The organism is uncultured Algimonas sp., assembly GCF_947498175.1.
GTDB lineage: Bacteria > Pseudomonadota > Alphaproteobacteria > Caulobacterales > Maricaulaceae > Litorimonas.
Genome location: NZ_CANMJB010000001.1, coordinates 142,974 through 160,374, shown reverse-complemented (window position 1 = coordinate 160,374; position 17,401 = coordinate 142,974). Strand labels below are relative to the sequence as shown.

At 67.0% G+C, this 17,401-nt stretch carries 9 protein-coding genes; 8 read left to right on the top strand and 1 reads right to left on the bottom strand.

Annotated elements, in window-relative coordinates; all coding sequences use genetic code 11:
• The first annotated feature begins 48 nt into the window (after positions 1–48).
• The 4 genes from Q0718_RS00770 (at position 49) to Q0718_RS00755 (ending at position 3,056) form a co-directional block, all read left to right on the top strand.
• Complete coding sequence (locus Q0718_RS00770) at positions 49–759, top strand: DUF533 domain-containing protein (protein ID WP_298911988.1); 711 nt, start codon at positions 49–51, stop codon at positions 757–759.
• Positions 756–1,199 carry a Kazal-type serine protease inhibitor family protein gene (locus Q0718_RS00765; protein ID WP_298911986.1) on the top strand — a complete coding sequence of 148 codons (444 nt, stop codon included), beginning with the start codon at positions 756–758 and terminating at the stop codon, positions 1,197–1,199. Before Q0718_RS00770 ends, Q0718_RS00765 begins: the two co-directional genes overlap by 4 nt.
• Positions 1,199–2,386 (top strand): VWA domain-containing protein, encoded by a 1,188-nt coding sequence (locus Q0718_RS00760; RefSeq protein WP_298911983.1) that lies wholly within the window; start codon positions 1,199–1,201, stop codon positions 2,384–2,386. The genes Q0718_RS00765 and Q0718_RS00760 overlap by 1 nt, the downstream gene beginning before the upstream one ends.
• 67 nt (positions 2,387–2,453) lie before the next feature.
• Positions 2,454–3,056 carry an FKBP-type peptidyl-prolyl cis-trans isomerase gene (locus Q0718_RS00755; protein WP_298911980.1) on the top strand — a complete coding sequence of 201 codons (603 nt, stop codon included), beginning with the start codon at positions 2,454–2,456 and terminating at the stop codon, positions 3,054–3,056.
• Between the two features lie 191 nt (positions 3,057–3,247).
• On the opposite strand, the gene Q0718_RS00750 is transcribed toward Q0718_RS00755, so the two are convergent.
• Positions 3,248–6,157: a M16 family metallopeptidase gene (locus Q0718_RS00750; protein ID WP_298911978.1), complete on the bottom strand. Its 2,910-nt coding sequence runs from the start codon at positions 6,155–6,157 to the stop codon at positions 3,248–3,250.
• 599 nt (positions 6,158–6,756) lie between these two features.
• Here Q0718_RS00750 and Q0718_RS00745 point away from each other — a divergent pair.
• The 4 genes from Q0718_RS00745 to Q0718_RS00730 all read left to right on the top strand — a co-directional run bounded on the left by Q0718_RS00745 (position 6,757) and on the right by Q0718_RS00730 (position 16,898).
• Entirely contained in the window at positions 6,757–14,976 is an 8,220-nt protein-coding gene (locus Q0718_RS00745; RefSeq protein WP_298911975.1) for a peptidoglycan-binding protein, read from the top strand.
• 619 nt (positions 14,977–15,595) lie between these two features.
• Positions 15,596–15,907, top strand: coding sequence for a 50S ribosomal protein L21 (rplU, locus tag Q0718_RS00740; protein ID WP_298911972.1), 312 nt, complete (start codon positions 15,596–15,598; stop codon positions 15,905–15,907).
• Positions 15,908–15,946: 39 nt separating this feature from the next.
• Complete coding sequence (gene rpmA / locus Q0718_RS00735) at positions 15,947–16,216, top strand: 50S ribosomal protein L27 (RefSeq protein ID WP_298911969.1); 270 nt, start codon at positions 15,947–15,949, stop codon at positions 16,214–16,216.
• 121 nt (positions 16,217–16,337) lie between these two features.
• Positions 16,338–16,898: a GNAT family N-acetyltransferase gene (locus tag Q0718_RS00730; protein ID WP_298911967.1), complete on the top strand. Its 561-nt coding sequence runs from the start codon at positions 16,338–16,340 to the stop codon at positions 16,896–16,898.
• The last annotated feature ends 503 nt before the right edge of the window (positions 16,899–17,401 follow it).

Sequence of the window (17,401 nt, the reverse complement as noted above, 5' to 3'; positions counted from 1 at the left end):
TGAAGCGTCGGGCGGAACATCATAGGCATGGGGAAAGGAGATGTTTACATGACCGACTCGCGCAACCTACCCGGCTCGCCGCAGGATCTGCTGGCGCAGATATTGGGCGGCGGCTCCCGCGACATGTCCGGCCTGTCCGGCGACCTGACCCGACAGGCCCGCGATCTGGGCCAGCGCGGCGAAGACTTCCTGATCGACAAGCTGGGCATGGAGGACACGTCCCAAAGTCGCGACAAGATCCGCCAGCAGGCCAAATATGCCGGCATCGCCGGGGCGTTGGCGCTGCTATTGAAGTCGCGCTCGACCCGCAAGGTCGCGGCGCTGGGCGGGCTCGCCGCCTTGGGCGCGATCGCCTATAAAGGCCACAAGCGCGGCCGCATGCCCGACAGCTTCAAGGATGCGGTGGGGCTGCTGACCGGCCAGGCCGCCGATGAGCGCGCCGACCGCCTGCTGCGCGCCATGATCGCGGCGGCCAAGGCGGACGGCATCGTCACGGCGGACGAACGCGCCATCATCGAAGCCTACCCCAACGCCGACATCGACACGCTCAACGAACTGCTTTCCACGCCGCCCGATCCGGTCGCCATCGCCGGTCTGGCGACGTCGGACCAGTGCGGCGCGGAGATCTACGCCGTCAGCGCGCGTGTGGCGGATGGCAACATCCCGGCGGACCGGGACTATCTCGACCGCCTCGCCATGGCGCTCCGGCTCGACCCCGAAGCCGCCGCCCTGATCGAAACGGAAGTGAGAACAGGATGATACGCGTCTTTCTTCTCGCGATCGGATCGGCCGTGCTCGTGTCCTGCATGCAGACCGGGCCGCAACAAGGCCCGGGCCATGGTGCAGCGCCGCCGGTCTACCAGCCCATCCCGCAGCCCCCTCTGCGATCGCCCCTCCCGCCCGGACCGGCCGTCCAGCCCGGCGACCGCCTGTGCGGCGGGATGGTGGCCTGGCAAGGCGCGCCGTGCGGCCCTGGCGAATTCTGCTACCGTCCGCTCGAAGCGCAGTGCGGCGCGGCCGACCAGCCCGGCGTGTGCCGAACGGCTCCGGAGATGTGCACGATGCAGTACGATCCCGTCTGCGGCTGCGACGGCAAGACCTACAGCAATGAGTGCGTCGCCAACGGCAACGGCGTTTCCGCCGCCTATCGCGGCGAGTGCAACAGAGAACCGTTGAGGCCGATAGATAGACCGCGTTGATGTTCCACCACTTCTTCAGCGAACTCAGGCGGGCGTCCGTGCCCGTGTCGATCCGGGAATATCTGACCCTGCTGGAAGGGGTGGACAAGGGCGTGGCCGAAGAGTCGATGGACGGCTTCTACCACCTGTCGCGCACCGCGCTGGTCAAGGACGAACGCGATCTGGACAAGTTCGACCAGGTCTTCGGGCACGTTTTCCGCGGGGTCGACTATCTGAACGACATTTTCGGCGAAGACGAACATGCCATCCCCGAAGACTGGTTGCGCAAAATGGCGGAGCTGCATCTCAGCCCAGAAGAGATGGCGGAGATCGAAGGCCTGGGCGATCTGGACAAGATCATGGAGGCTTTGCGCGAGCGGCTGGAAAACCAGGACAAGCGACACGAGGGCGGAAACAGGAATATCGGCACGGCGGGCCGCTCGCCCTTCGGCGCCTATGGCTACAATCCCGAAGGGGTGCGCATCGGTCAGAAGGAGGGCCGCCACGGCAAGGCGGTCAAGGTCTGGGACAAGCGGCAGTTCAAGAATCTGGACGGCGACCGGGAGATCGGCACGCGTAACATCAAGGTGGCGCTGCGCCGCCTGCGCAAGTTCGCGCGCGAAGGCGCGGCCGAAGAACTGGACCTGCCCGGCACGATCCGCGGCACGGCGCGGCAGGGCTGGCTCGACATCAAGATGAGGCCCGAGCGGCGCAACGCGGTCAAGGTGCTCGCCTTCTTCGACATTGGCGGGTCCATGGATGCGCACGTTCAGCAGGCCGAAGACCTGTTCTCCGCCGCCAAGTCCGAGTTCAAGCGGCTGGAATATTTCTACTTCCACAACATGATCTACGAGCAGGTCTGGCAGGACAACCGCCGCCGAATGAGCGAGGTCACGCCGACTTGGGACATCTTGCACAAGTTTCCCAGCGATCACCGCGTCGTCATCGTCGGTGACGCCGCGATGAGCCCCTATGAGGTCGCCATGCGCGGCGGGTCGGTCGAGCACTGGAACGAGGAGCCCGGCGCGGTCTGGCTGAAGCGCATCGCCGACGTCTACCCGCACCTGGTCTGGATCAATCCGACGCAGGAGACATACTGGGAATACAGCCAGTCGACACAGATGATCCAGCAGATCATCGGCCCGGATCGCATGTTTCCCATGACCCTGTCGGGATTGGAAAGCGCCATGCGGGAACTCGCCCGCTAGCCAGCCGTTGCCGCAATCACGCCATTATTCAACGTCACCTTCGTCCACCTGTTCAATTGGAGTTTTCATGACACGCTTTCTCGCCGCCATTTCCACCGCCGCCCTGCTGGCCGCCTGCACCGCGTCGTCCGACGATGTCGGCGAGCTGGGCGAGAACGACGCGCCCGGCGTGGCCGAAATGGTCTCCGTCTGTCCCGACAACCTGGTCCTCGATCTGGACGGCTACGCGGATGAAACGCTGCCCGAAGCCGAGGACTACAATGCCTGGCACATGGAAAACGCCGAGCGTCCCGACGTGCAGCAGACCGCAAGCGGCATGCAGTACAAGGTCATCCAGCCCGGCATGGAAAACGGCATGACGCCGCGTCCGGGCGAAGAAGTCATCGCCATGTATCACGGTTACCGCACGGACGGCACGGTCTTCGACAGCTCCTACGAGCGCGACGAGCCTTTCATCTTCCCGACGGACCGGGTCATTGCGGGCTGGACGGAAGCCGTCGAAAGCATGAAGGTCTGCGAAGCCCGTACGCTCTACCTGCCCGCCAACCTGGCTTACGGCGAGCGCGGCGCTGGCGAAGACATCCGACCCGGCGACACGCTGGTCTTCAACATGCAGCTGATCCGCGTGAACCGAGAAGGGCTGGACGACGCCGTGGGCGTGGAAGACTGAGTTTCAGTACAGCACGGCAGTCGTTGCGCTCGCCCGTTCTCATATCCATCAAGGGCCTTAGCCCGGATCCTCGCCCCGGCATCGATTGCCGGGGCTTACTTTTGGAAAAGAGCAACGTTTTTCTTATTGGTCAAACCTGTAGCCCCGAGTCTTAACAGGCGCGGAGCTATTCGCTCGCAGTTTTTGTCTCGTCAGCCTTCCGGCAACACATGAACCCGGACGGCGCGGTCCGGCGACAGGATCTGCTCGGCCAGGCCTGACAGATCCTCCGCCGTCATGTCGGCATAGGCCGCTTCGCGCGTGCGGTGGCGGTCGAGCGTTTCAGGCCGGGTCTGGGCTTCGTCGATCACGCCGAGCCAATAGTCATTGTTCTCCAGGCTGGTCTCGATCCCTTCAAGCGTCGGTTTCATGGCCCGGTCGAACGTGTCGGCCTCCACGCCGTTCGTGACCAGATCCGCCGCCACCGTTTCGATCACGCCTGTCAGGCGCGCCGCCTCGTCCGGTTCGGCTTCGATGGTCACGGCGATATAGCCCCAATCCGGGTCGGTGTCGGGCAGCGAGGCGAAGGCGGACGGCGAGTAGGTCGCGCCCTCCTCTTCCCGCAGCACTTCGTTGAGTTCGAGCTGCAACACGTCGGACAACGCCCGCAGGCGCCGGTCCGTCAGCGTGTCTTCATGATCGGCGACCGGCCAGTAGACGCTGACGCGGGCCGTGTCCGGCTCGCCCGCATGGGCGATGAGGTGCGGCGCGGCGCGGCCGTCCGGGAAGACCCGGTCGAGCGCACTGGCCGGCAGAGCAGGCGATGCGGCCGCGCGCTCCGGCAGGGTGCCGAACGTGCGCGCGACGAGATCGGTCATGGCGTCGACGTCGAAATCGCCGACGACGCCGATCTCGATCGGACCGCCTTCGATGTTGGCGTCGTACCAGTCCGCGAGCGCGTCCAGATCGACGTCCAGCGCCTGCGCCTCGGACGGGTGCACGTCGCGCCAATGGCCTGAGGACAGGATGGACGGGACCGCGATCCCGGCCGCACCGCGCGGGGTCGAGTCGAGTTTGGACCAGACCGACCGGATCTGGCTTTCGAAATTGGCCAGCGTTTCAGGACGGTAGGCCGGATCGGCCAGATAGGCGGCCATCAGCTGCATCTGCAGATCCAGATCGCCCGGCACCGTCGCGCCGGACAGGATCATGTCGCGCGTGCCGAACGACCGGCTCACGCCGACCGTGCGGCCCGCCGTGAGCGTGGCGAGGTCGTCCGCCGCATGTGCGCCGACCGCGGATGCGCCCAGCACGGACCGCAGCTGCATGCCGAAGGCCGGCCGGTCCTGCGGGTAGAAGGCCCCGCCCGACCCGGCCCGCACGCGGATGCGCACCACGTCCTGCTCGTAATCGGTCGGCTTCATGTTCAAACGCACGCCATTGTCGAAGACGACCGTCTGGATGCCGATGTCCGCGATCTCTCCGCGTTCGGCCACCGTGCCCGCCTCGCCCCAATCGACATAGGCGAACGCGCCCGCATCCTTGCGCACATCCGCCGGCAGCGACACCGAGCGGGCCTCGTCCAGTAGGGACTGCAGCCAGCCTTCCGGATCCTCGACCGCCTCGTCGCTCTGCAGATAGAGCTGCGGCGCCGTGTCGAGCCTTTCCCAGGCATCGCGCAGCGCCGCCTCGACCGCGGCCAGATCGACGTCGCCGATGGTTGCGTCGAACCGCTCCAGCGAGCTTTCGGCGCTTGTCACGACGCGTTCGCTGGCGAAACTGTTGACGATGCGCTGCGCCAGCGACGGCGTGCGGCGCGTCGGCGCGGTCTGCACGGCGACTTCCCAGCTCTTGCGTGCATTGGCGATCTGCTCGTCCAGCTCGGCCTGGGTGAAACCGTGGTCGATGGCCTGGCGCAGGATCCGCTCCGCCTCGATGAAGCCGTCGCGCAGACGGTCCGGCTCGGCCGAAACCCGCAGGCTCGCGATCTCGGCCGAGTCGAACAGGTCGCTGACACCGACACCGGCGCCCGTATAGCTCGCCTCCCCGGCGCGCACCTTGCGCGCGAAACGGCGGTTCAGAATGGCGTTGGCCAGATAGAGCGGCATGTCGGCGGCCCGGTTGGCGGCCGTGTCGCGGCGTTCCTCCTCCGGTGCGATTTCGCCGATGGTGGACAGAGTGATCTGGCTGACGATCTCGGGATCGAAGAAGGCGCCGAAGCGCGGCTCGTCGAAACCGATCTCGGGCAGGTCGGTGTCGCCGACCGGCTCGGCGTCGTTGGCCCAGTCGGCGAAAGCCGTTTCGATCGCGGCCGCCAGTTCCTCCTTCGACCGGTCGCCGACCAGCACGACGAACGTGTCTTCGGGTCGGTATTGCGTCTCGTAGAAATGGCGGAATTGCTCCGGCGTGACGGACTGGATTGTCTCGACCGTGCCGATCGGCAACTGCTGGCCCAGTTCCAGCCCTTCGGTCTGGAATTCCAGCGCGGCGATCTGCGAGCGGTAGGCCGGGCTGTTGCGCGCGCGTTTCTCGGCCAGGATGACGCCGCGTTCGCGGTCGATCGCGTCCGGCGCCAATGTCAGCCGCTCCGCCGTCTCGCGAAAGATGCCGAGCGCCTCGCCGATCAACTCGTCCGACACGTCCGGCAGTTCCAGCTGGTAGACGGTCTGGTCGAACCCGGTCGAGGCGTTCGTGTCCGGACCGAAGGCCAGGCCGAGACGCTCCAGCCGCTTGATCATCTCGCCTTCGGGCACGTTTTCCGATCCGTTGAAGGCCATGTGCTCCAGGAAGTGCGCGATGCCGCGCGTCTCGTCCGTTTCGTCGAACGATCCCGCATCGACGCGCATCAGCAGGGTCGCCGTCTGCGACGGGGTGTCGTTGCTCATCACCGCATAGCGCAGCCCATTGTCGAGTTTGCCGTACAGAATGTCCTCGTCCATCGGCAGGTCACTGATGTCCTGGACGAAATCGAAGGGCCCGGCCTGTGCCGTCTGGGCGGCCTGGGGCGCCGTCTGAGGCGCCGTCTGCGTCGCGGCCGGGGGGTCGGCCGGATCCTGAGCCCCGCAGGCTGCGAGCCAACCGGCCGCGACGGTGGTGAGAAGTCGCAATTTCAGATGCGTCATGATAGAGGATGCCCTTCGACCCTGCCCCGGGCGGCCAACGCCCGGATCCTTATCCGACCGACATCGGGCATGATGCGGGAAGTCGCAAGGGTTCGTTAATCGAGGATCGGTCTCGCGCCGCGTCGATTCGCCGATCGACCGACGATTTCGCTCCAACGATGCGAACGCCGTCAGGATTTGGCGGGACGTGTCCCGGAAAGGGACATATTTTAAGAACTGGGAAACCATAAAGCGGCGCCAGGTGAAATTCTTGAAAAAAAGTTTCGTTCTATTTCAAGGATATGAAAATTATCTTCTGCGGCCCGGTTGAGTGCGTTTGCTAGCGAAACCGTTTTGGCGAAGCCGGATAATGGCGAAAATCGGGCACGCTTGGTGTAAATTTTATCAGGTTCCCTAACCCCGGTTAATTCTTGGTCGGATATTCCGGGGCGCGATCCGGGAACGAAACCGGGTTTGCCGCAATCCATTGTACTTTTCCGGCGGCCCGGCCGATTTGATACATTTATATTAACACCTAGCCATGTTTCCGGCCATTGGCTAAACCCTGCCCTACCTGCGCCTTTGCAGCGACATCGACCGGAGACTTGGGGGTCTTGACCATGAAACGCACTCTTTTGACGGCAGCCAGCGTGGCTGTCTTGGCCGCACCGACCGTGGCGCAGGAATTGCCGCCCGGCAATCCGTTGCCCGGCGAATGTTTCGCCCGGGTCATCGTCCCGGCGCAGTACGAGATATCGACCGAACAGGTCGTCCTGCGCGAAGCCGTCGAGGAGATCCGCAAGATCCCGGCGCAGATCGAGACCGTGACCGAACGCGTCCTGGTCCAAGAAGAAAGCACGGAGCTTGTTGTCGTCGGGTCGGGCACCCCCACCTTCCGCGACGTCACCGAGACCGTCATCGTCCAGGAAGCCTCGACCGAGCTCGTGACGATCCCCCCCGTCTACGAGACCGTCGCCGAAACCGTCCTGGTCCGCCCGGAATCCGTCGCCTTCGTCACGTCCCCCGCCGTGTTCGAAGACTATGTCGAGAATGTCGTTGTCCAGGCCGCCTCCACCGAACTGATCGCCGTCCCCCCGGTCTTCGAGACCGTCACGGAAACCGTCGTCACCCAGGCCGCGGCCAGCGAATTGCTGATCACCCCGGCCGTCTATGAGGACGTGACCGAGACGGTCGTCGTCCAACCCGCCAGCGTCGACTACCAGACCGTCCCGGCCGTGTTCGAAGACGTCGCCGAGACGGTCGTCGTCCAGGACGCCTCGACCGAGCTGGTCGTCACCCCGCCCGTCTTCGAAACGGTCGCCGAAACGGTCGTCGTGCAAGAGGCCTCGACCGAGCTGGTCACCGTGCCGGCCACGTTCGAGACCGTCGCCGAGACCATGGTCGTCACGCCCGCCGTGACCGAACTGGTCGCGACGCCCGCCGCGTTCGAGGACGTGACCGAAACGGTCGTCGTCCAGCCCGCCAGCGTCGAATATGTCAGCATCCCGGCCGAATTCGAGGAGGTCGCCGAGACGGTCGTCGTGCAAGAGGCCTCGACCGAGCTGGTCGTCGTGCCGCCCGTCTTCGAAACCGTCGCCGAGACGGTCGTGGTCCGCGACGCCGATGTCGAACTGACGGTCGTTCCGGCCGTGTTCGAGGACGTGTCCGAGACCATCGTGGTGCAAGCCGCCGCGACCGAACTTGTCGCCACCCCGCCCGTCTTCGAGACGGTCAGCGAGACCGTCGTCGTCCAACCGGCCAGCGTCGAGTACGAAACCGTTCCGGCCGTGTTCGAGGACTACACCCAGACGGTCGTCGTCCAGGACGCCTCGACCGAGCTCGTCACCGTCCCGGCGGTCTTCGAGACCGTCGCCGAAACGGTCGTGGTGCAGGAAGCCAGCGTCGAGTTCGAAACCGTTCCGGCCATATTCGAGACGGTCGCAGAGACCGTCGTCATCCAGGAAGCCGTGACCGAACTGGTCGCGACTCCGCCCGTCTTCGAGACCGTCGCCGAGACGGTCGTCGTCCAGCCGGCCAGCGTCGAATATATCGCGACCCCGGCCGTCTACGAGGACGAAGTCTATACGGTCGTCGCGCAGGACGCGTCGACCGAGCTGGTCGCCGTGCCGCCGGTCTACGAAACGGTCGCCGAAACGGTCGTCGTCCAACCGGCCGGTGTCCGCTATGACACCATCCCCGCCCAGTTCGAAGAGGTCACGCAGACCGTCGTCGTGCAGGAAGCGTCGACGGAACTGGTCAGCATCCCGGCCGTGTTCGACACGGTGACGGAAACGGTCGTCGTCCAGCCCGCCAGCGTCGACTACGTCACCGTTCCGGCCGTGTTCGACACGGTGACGGAAACGGTCGTGGTTCAGGACGCCTCCACCGAGCTGGTCGCCGTGCCGCCGGTCTTCGAGACCGTCGCGGAAACGGTCGTCGTGCAACCGGCCTCCGTCGAATTCGACACTCTGCCGGCCGTCTATGAAGAAGAGGCGTTCACCGTCGTCGTGCAGGAAGCGTCCGCCGAGTTGGTGACGACTCCGGCCGTGTTCGAGACCGTCGCGGAAACGGTCGTCGTGCAGCCGGCCACGGTCGAATACCAGACCATCCCGGCCGTTTTCGAGGACGTCGCCGAAACCGTCGTCGTCCGGGAAGCGTCCACCGAGCTGGTCAGCGTGCCGCCCGTCTTCGAGACCGTGGCCGAAACCGTGGTGATCCAGCCTGCGGGCGTGGAGTATGAGGCCGTTCCCGCTCAGTTCGAGACCTATCAGGAAACAGTCGTCGTCCAGGCGGCCTCGACCGAACTGATCGCCACCCCGGCCGTGTTCGAAACCGTGGCCGAAACCGTCGTCGTCCAACCCGCCAGCGTCGACTATGTCACGGTCCCGGCCGTGTTCGAAACCGTGTCAGAGGCGGTCGTGGTGCAGGATGCCTCGACCGAGCTCCTGACCGTTCCCCCCGTCTTCGACACCGTGACCGAAACGCTGGTCGTCCAGCCCGCATCGGTCGAATTCGTCGCCACCCCGGCCATCTACGAGACCGAGCAGTTCGAAGTGGTCGCCCAGGAAGCGGCGACGGAGCTGGTCACCGTTCCGGCCGAATTCGAAACCGTCACCGAAACCGTTGTCGTCCAGCCCGCCAGTGTCGAATATGTCACCGTTCCGGCCGTGTTCGACACGGTGCAGGAAACCGTCGTCGTTCAGACGGCCGCGACCGAGCTGAACGTCGTGCCGCCGGTCTTCGAAACCTATACGGAAGTCGTGCTGGTCCAGCCCGAAACGGTCCAGTACGAAACCGTCCCGGCCGTCTATGCCGACGAGGACTTCACCGTCGTCGCTCAGGAAGCGTCCACGGAGCTCGTGACGATCCCGCCGGTCTTCGAGACCGTGACCGAGACCATGGTCGTCCAACCCGCTTCCGTCGCGTTCGAGACCGTTCCGGCCGTGTTCGAGACCGTCGCCGAAACCGTCGTCGCGCAGGAAGCGTCGACGGAACTGGTGACGCAACCCGCCACCTTCCGCGACGTCACCGAGACGGTCGTCGTCCAGGACGCCACGACCGAACTGGTCGTCACGCCCGCCCGCTACGAAACCGTGGCCGAGACGGTCGTGGTGCAAGAGGCCAGCGTCGAGCTCGTCAGCGTGCCGGCCGTCTACGAGACGGTCGCCGAGACCGTCGTCGTCCAGCCCGCATCGGTCGAGTTCGAGACCGTCCCGGCCGTGTTCGAGACGGTCGCCGAAACCGTCGTCGTCCAGCCCGCTTCGACCGAACTGGTCGTCGTCCCGGCCGAATTCGACACGGTGACCGAAACGGTCGTGGTGCAGGACGCCACCACCGAGCTCGTCGCCGTTCCGGCCGAGTTCGAAACGATCGCCGAGACGGTCGTCGTCACCCCGGCCACGACGGAACTGATCGCCACGCCTGCCACGTTCCGCGATATCACCGAGACCGTCGTCGTGCAGCCCGCTTCCGTCGAATTCGAAACCATCCCGGCCGTGTTCGAGGACGTGACCGAGACGGTCGTCGTCCAGGACGCCAGCGTCGAGCTGATCGCCCAGCCCGCCACCTTCCGCGACGTCACCGAGACGGTCGTCGTCCAGGACGCCTCGACCGAACTGGTCGTCGTCCCGGCCGAGTTCGAAACCGTGACGGAAACCGTCATCGTCCAGCCGGAAACGGTCGAATACGTCGCCGTCGCCGCCGAATACGAAACGGTCGCCGAGACCTATGTCGCGCGCGATGCCGCCTCGCTGCTGCGCGTCATTCCGGCCCAGTTCGAGACCGTGTCGGAACAGGTGCTGCTGCAGGAAGCCACGACCCGCGTCGAAGTCGTGCCCGCCACCTACCGCGACGTATCGGAGACGATCGTCGTCTCGCCGGAACGCGTCGATATCGAAGTCATCCCGCCGGTCTACGAGACCCGCACCGAACAGGTCATCATCGAACCCGCCCGCGAGGAATGGAAACCCGGGTCGCAGGCGCTCAATGCCGCGCAACTCGGCGGTTCTGGCCGCATCAACACCAATACGCGCGGACAGTTCACCGTCTTCAACGGCGTGTCTGAACAGGTCGTGGAATCGACCCAGACCATCGTCACCCAGACCGGCGAGATCCTCTGCCGCGTGCTGGTTCCCGCCCGCTACGAAACGATCACCAAGACCGTCGTCGCCCAGCCCGCCCGTGCCGTCGAACGGGTCGTTCCGGCCGTCACGCGCCAGGTCACGCGCCGTGTCGTAGACCGTCCGGCGACGACGCGCGAAGTCGCCGTGCCGCCGATCTACGAAACGGTCGAGGTCAACCGCCTGGTCGCTCCGGCCCGCGTGGTCGAGATCGATCCCGCAACGGCCGGCAACGCCGACTTCACCCAGCAGGTCGACGTCGTCCAGGTCGAGCGCCTGATCGAGGAAGCCCGAATCGTCGAACGCCGCGTGCCCGCCGTGACCAGACAGGTCTCGACCCAGGTCGTGGTGCAGCCCGCCCGCATGGTCGAACGCGACATTCCGGCCGTGACCCGCGCCGTGACCCGCCGCGTCATCGACCGTCCGGCGACCGCCGTGGAGCGGGCCGTCCCGGCCGTCACCCGGACCGAAACCCGCCGCGTTATCGTCCAGCCCGCCCGCACTGTGGAACGGGCCATCCCGGCCGTCACCCGCGCCGTGACCCGCCGCGTCGTGGATCGTCCCGCCGCCGTCGTGGAACGCGCCGTTCCGGCCGTGACCCGCGTCGAGGAACGCCGCGTCGTCGCCCAGCCCGCCCGCACGGTCGAGCGCGTCATCCCGGCCGTCACCCGCGAAGAGACGCGCCGCGTCATCCGCACGCCCGCCCAGGTCGTGGAGCGGGCCGTCCCGGCCGTCACCCGGACCGAGGAACGCCGCCGCATCGTCCAGCCCGCCGCGACCGTGGAACGCGCCGTTCCGGCGATCACGCAGGTTGTGGAGCGCCGCATCGTGGCGCAGCCGGCGTCCGTCGTCGAACGGGCCATCCCGGCCATCACCGAAGTGGTGGAACGCCAGGTCGTCGCCGAACGCGCCGGTGTCGTGGAACGCGCCGTTCCGGCCGTCACCCGCCAGGTCACGCGCCGCGTCGTGGACCGTCCGGCCGCCGTCGTCGAACGCGTCATCCCGGCCGTGACCCGCGTCGAGGAACGCCGCGTCATCGCCCAACCGGCCCGCACCGTCGAAGTGGCCATCCCGGCCGTGACGAAAGTGGTCGAACGCCAGGTCCTGCGCACCCCGGCGCAGGTCACGGAACGCACGATCCCGGCCGTCACCCGCGTCGAGAGCCGCCGCGTCGTGGCCCAGCCCGCCCGCGTGGTCGAACGGGTCATCCCCGCGGTCACCAAGGAAATCGAATGCCGCCGCGTGCGAACGCCCGCCCAGGTCGTCGAAACCGCGATCCCGGCCGTCACCCGCGCCGAGGAACGCCGCATCGTCCGGACGCCCGCCGCCATCACCGAGCGCGCCATCCCGGCCGTGACGAAAGTGGTCGAACGCCGCGTCCTGCGCACTCCGGCCCAGGCCGTCGAACGCGTCATTCCCGCCGTGACGCGCCTGGAAGAGCGCCAGGTCCTGGTGCAACCGGCCCGCACGGTCGAACGCGCCGTCCCGGCCGTGACCCGTCAGGTCGAGCGCCGCGTGGTCCGCACGCCGGCCGCCGTGACGGAGCGCGCCGTTCCGGCCGTCACCCGCGTCGAAGAACGCCGCGTCATCCGCACTCCGGCGGCTGTGACCGAACGGGCCATCCCGGCGATCACCGAAGTGGTCGAACGCCGCGTCGTCGCCCAACCGGCCGCCGTGGTCGAGCGGACCGTTCCGGCGGTCACCCGCGTCGAGGAACGGCTGCGCATGGTCCAGCCGGCTGCGACCGTCGAGCGCGTCATTCCGGCGATCACGAAGCAGATCGAACGCCGCGTCGTGCAGACACCGGCCCAGACCGTCGAACGGGTCATTCCGGCCGTCACCCGCGTCGAGACCCGCCGCGTCGTCGCACAACCGGCCCGCACGGTCGAAGTCGCCGTTCCGGCCATCACCAAGCAGGTCGAACGCCAGATCCTGCGCACTCCGGCCCAGGCCGTCGAACGGGTCATCCCGGCCGTCACCCGCCAGGAAACGCGCCGCGTGCTGGCGCAGCCGGCCCGCGTCGTGGAACGCGCCGTCCCGGCCGTGACGCGCCAGGTGGAACGCCAGGTCGTGCGCACCCCGGCGCAAGTCACCGAACGGGTCATCCCGGCCGTGACACGGGTCGAGGAACGCCGCGTGATCGTCCAGCCGGCCGCCGTCACCGAACGGACCATCCCGGCCGTCACGGAAGAGATCACCCGCCGCGTCGTGCGCACCCCGGCCGCCGTCACCGAGCGGGTCATTCCGGCCGTCACGCGCCAGGAGGCCATCCTTCGCGTGTCCGCTCCGGCCCGCACGGTCGAAGTCGCGGTTCCGGCCGTGACGCGCCAGGTCGAACGCCGCGTCGTGCGCACCCCGGCGACTGTGACCGAACGCACCCTTCCGGCCGTCACGCGACAGGAAACGCGCCGCGTCATGGTCCAGCCGGCCGCGACCGTCGAGCGCGCCGTTCCGGCGATCACGCAGGTCGTGGAGCGCCGCGTCGTGCGCACCCCGGCCGCCGTCGTGGAACGGGTCACCCCGCCCGTCACCACCGTCGAGGAGCGCCGTGTCGTGGTCCAACCGGCCCGCACCGTCGAACGCGCCATTCCGGCCGTCACGCGCCAGATCGAACGCCGCGTCGTGACGCAGCCTGCCTCCGTCGTGGAACGCACCCTTCCGGCCGTCACGCGACAGGAAACGCTGCGCCGCATCGTGCAACCGGCCGCGACCGTCGAACGCGTCATCCCGGCCGTCGCCCAGCAGGTCGAACGCCGCATCGTGCGCACCCCGGCCGCCGTCGTGGAACGGACCATCCCGGCCGTGACCGACGTGATCACCCGCCGCGTCGTGGCGCAGCCCGCCCGTGTGGTGGAACGCGCCATTCCGGCCGTGACCCGCGTGGAAGAGCGCCGCGTCGTCCGCACCCCGGCGCAGGTGACGGAACGGGCCATCCCGGCGGTCACCCGCCAGGAAGTCCGCCGCGTCATCGCGCAACCGGCCCGCACCGTCGAACGCGCCATACCGGCCGTGACGGCCAATGTGACGCGCCGCGTCATCGCCCAGCCCGCGGGTGTCGTGGAACGGACCATCCCGGCCGTGACGCGCCAGATCGAGCGACAGGTCGTGCGCACCCCGGCGCAAGTCACCGAACGGGTCATCCCGGCGGTCACCCGCCAGGTCGAACGCCAGGTGCTGCGCCAGGAAGCGCAAGTAATCGAACGGGCGGTTCCGGCCGTCACCCGACAGGAAGTCCGCCGCGTCATCGCGCAGCCGGCCCGCACCGTCGAAGTGGCGGTCCCGGCCGTCACCAAGGCGGTCACGCGCCGCGTCGTGGCGCAGCCCGCCCGCGCGGTCGAACGCGCCATTCCGGCCGTGGCCGAGACGATCACGCGCCGCGTCGTCGCTCAGCCGGGCCGTGTGGAAGAACGCGTCATCCCGGCGGTCACGCGCCAGGAAACGCGCCGCCGCATCGTGCAACCCGCCCGGTCCGAGCAGCGCGTCGTCCCGGCCGTCACCCGCACGGTCGAACGCCGCGTGCTGGCGCAGCCGGCCCGCGTCGAGGAACGCACCATCCCGGCGGTCACCCGCACGGTCACGCGCCGCGTCGTGGACAGCCAGCCGCAGGTGCAGACCCGCGTCGTTCCCGCCGTCTACGACACGATCGAGGTCCAGCGCGTCGCCGTACCCGCCCGCATCGAGACGGTCGTCATTCCGGCCGAGTTCGGCGTGGTGGAGAAACGCGCGCAGACCAGCGCGCAGCAATCCGAATGGCGCCAGGTCCTGTGCGAGGCCAACGCCAACTCGGTCGTCATCTCGGCCATCCAGCGCCGCCTGCAGGAACTCGGCTTCTACCAGGGGGCTATCGATGGCCGACTGACACAGGAAACCTACGCCGCGGTCGAAGCCTTCCAGGTCTCGCGCAATCTCTCCACGGGCGGGCTGACGCTGCGCACGGTGGATGAGTTGCAGGTCGATTGGCGCTCCATGGTGGGCGGTACCGCCGTCACGACGACCAGCAGCTTCTCGACTGGCGCCCCTGTCGTTCCCGTCGTCGTCGATGCCCCGGCCGGGCCGGTCACGGTCAGCGCTCCGGGCACCGTGCCGGCGACGACCGCCGGCGGTTTCATCGTCCGGTCCGACGGGTTCGTGACGGATAATCGCGGCGTCATCGTCGGCCGTGTCGACGGCCAGGGCCAGATCCGCGACGCGCGCGGCAATGTCATCGGCCGGGCCAACTAAAGCCCGCGCCGCCCACGAGACCGGCCCCGTCGCCTTTCCGGCGGCGGGGCTTTTTTCATGGGTCGGGCACGCGTGACGGCCTGATGTCGATCCGGCCCGGTTACAGAACGGCCACAGCCAGCGGAAATCGACGCCATGACACATCGGCATGTCGGCTCAGGCCTGTGCGGAACCGTCTGCCCAGCACACGTCATGCGAAAAGCTCTTGCGCGACATGCGGCTCTGCCGTTCCGAGCCTGTAGATGGATGGCGCGCTTCCGGTCGTCCCTGCCGGAAGCCTCGACACATCCGTTCCGGTCAGGCCGGACGCACACATCCATATGTCCAGTCGCGCCGATCGGGAGGATCGGCTCGAGGCCATTCCCAAGGTCGACCACGCGCCGCAATGACGTCGCGCTGCGATCCTGTACGCAAAGACCTCTCATCGTGTCGGGACGGCATGAACCACATATCAGCGCGAACCGTCTGTCCGGGACGGCTTGACAGTTTTTCAAGGCAGGGTTAGGTCGCCCGCTACTGCCGCCGGTGAGTCTCTCACGCGCGCGGCTTTCGTGATTTTTGGGTTCGGCGGCACGCAACGCGTTCGGCCTGGCCACCAGACAGCAAGGACGGAACGATCATGTTCGCAGTCATCAAGACAGGCGGCAAGCAGTACAAGGTTGCCAAGGACGACATCATCGTCGTCGAGAAACTCGACGCCGAAGAAGGCAAGAAAGTCACCTTCGGCGACGTGCTGATGCACGGTAAGGCCGGCGACGTCACCGTGGGCGAGCCCCTGGTCGATGGCGCGTCGGTCACCGGCGAAGTGGTCGAGCAGCGCAAGGGCGCCAAAGTCCTCGTCTTCAAGAAGAAACGCCGCCAGAACTACCGCCGCAAACGCGGCCACCGCCAGCTGGAAACGGTTGTGCGCATCACGGGCATCAAGGGCTAGGGCGCACGCCCTTCCCCGACACAGGAACAGGAGACCGACATGGCACACAAGAAAGCAGGCGGCTCGTCCAATAACGGCCGCGATTCCGCAGGCCGCCGCCTCGGCGTCAAGAAATTCGGCGGCGAAGCCGTCATTCCGGGCAACATCATCATCCGCCAGCGCGGCACGAAGTACTATCCGGGCGTCAATGTCGGCATCGGCAAGGACCACACCATCTATGCGCTAGAGGCCGGCCGCGTGACGTTTGCGACCAAACGCAACCAGCGCACCTACGTGTCCGTCGAGCCGATGGCCGAAGCCGCAGAGTAAGCGACCGCTCTCTTACAAGGGTCGCCCGCCAGGACGATCCGCCGCTTGATATGCAGGGAAACCGGATCGTCCGGTTTCTCTTTTTCGTTTCCCTGCCTCCCTTTTTTCCAAGGAGGCCGACATGCAAGAAACCATCCGGACCGACAGGTTGACCCTGCGCCCGTTGCGACGCGCCGATGCCGCGCGATTCTCCGCCCTCGCGGGCACGCCGGAGGTCGCGCGCATGACGGGCTCCTTCCCCTCGCCTTTTCCAATCCGGTCCGTGGAAGGCCTGATCGACATCTTCCGGGCGCGCGAGGCCACCGGTCAGGCCATACACCGCGCCATCCTGTCGGACGACCGGCTGATCGGAGTCGTCGGCTTCGCCCGCAAAGACCGGAGCTGGGAGTTGGGCTATTGGATCGGCAGACCCCATTGGGGCCGAGGCTTCGCCAGCGAAGCGGTCCGCGCTGCCTTGCTCGCCTTTCGCGGCGCGCACCCGGACGCCACCGTGAGCGCGGGAGTCTTCACGGACAATCCGGCGAGCCGGCGGTTGCTGCTCAAGCTCGGCTTCACCGCGCTCGATGGTCTGTCTGACAGCTACAGCCTGTGCCGCGATGCGCGCCATCCGCTTTGGCGGTTCGAGATGTCGGCCGTCGCCGAGGAACGGCGCGAGCGGCTCGAACTCATGGCGGCCGGATGAGGGCGACAGGCAGGCAGGCGAACATTGCGACCGGCCATCGAAGGGTCCGGCGGGGATCGATCGGCTCGCGGTGGGTGACACGAGCGTGGAACACCGTCCCGTTGCGATGGGCTGGTGTGGATGGGAAACGCGTCGGAAACGGTGTTCCATGCCCCGAAGCGGCGGCCGGATGGCAAGGGGAAGCTCGAAACGTCGGTCTCCGGGTCGTCATTCCCGGTCCGACGACCGCCGGTCCCGGACGTCACCCCGTGTCTGCGGCATCGATCTTTCCCATCCGGCCTGCCAAGTGCCGTTTCGGGCCCCGGTCCGCGCGAGTTCTGCAGCGCTCGTGTCCAGACCGGGTGAGTTGAAAATAGCCTTGAATCGACCAACACGGATCTATTTCGCTGTTTTTCCTGCAAGGCACTGAAACAATGCGAAATTCCAATGGTATTTTCGCGGATCTATTTCCGCACCAGTCCCGCCCCGCCCTGGTCCGACGGCGAACAACCCCTTAAGAGCGC

Bases quoted from the DNA above. Each gene is read 5' to 3' on its own strand.
- Q0718_RS00730 (WP_298911967.1), top strand. From the start codon at position 16,338: ATGCAAGAAACCATCCGGACCGACAGGTTGACCCTGCGCCCGTTGCGA.
- Q0718_RS00750 (WP_298911978.1), bottom strand. From the start codon at position 6,157: ATGACGCATCTGAAATTGCGACTTCTCACCACCGTCGCGGCCGGTTGG.
- Q0718_RS00755 (WP_298911980.1), top strand. From the start codon at position 2,454: ATGACACGCTTTCTCGCCGCCATTTCCACCGCCGCCCTGCTGGCCGCC.
- rplU (WP_298911972.1), top strand. From the start codon at position 15,596: ATGTTCGCAGTCATCAAGACAGGCGGCAAGCAGTACAAGGTTGCCAAG.
- Q0718_RS00765 (WP_298911986.1), top strand. From the start codon at position 756: ATGATACGCGTCTTTCTTCTCGCGATCGGATCGGCCGTGCTCGTGTCC.
- Q0718_RS00760 (WP_298911983.1), top strand. From the start codon at position 1,199: ATGTTCCACCACTTCTTCAGCGAACTCAGGCGGGCGTCCGTGCCCGTG.
- rpmA (WP_298911969.1), top strand. From the start codon at position 15,947: ATGGCACACAAGAAAGCAGGCGGCTCGTCCAATAACGGCCGCGATTCC.
- Q0718_RS00770 (WP_298911988.1), top strand. From the start codon at position 49: ATGACCGACTCGCGCAACCTACCCGGCTCGCCGCAGGATCTGCTGGCG.
- Q0718_RS00745 (WP_298911975.1), top strand. From the start codon at position 6,757: ATGAAACGCACTCTTTTGACGGCAGCCAGCGTGGCTGTCTTGGCCGCA.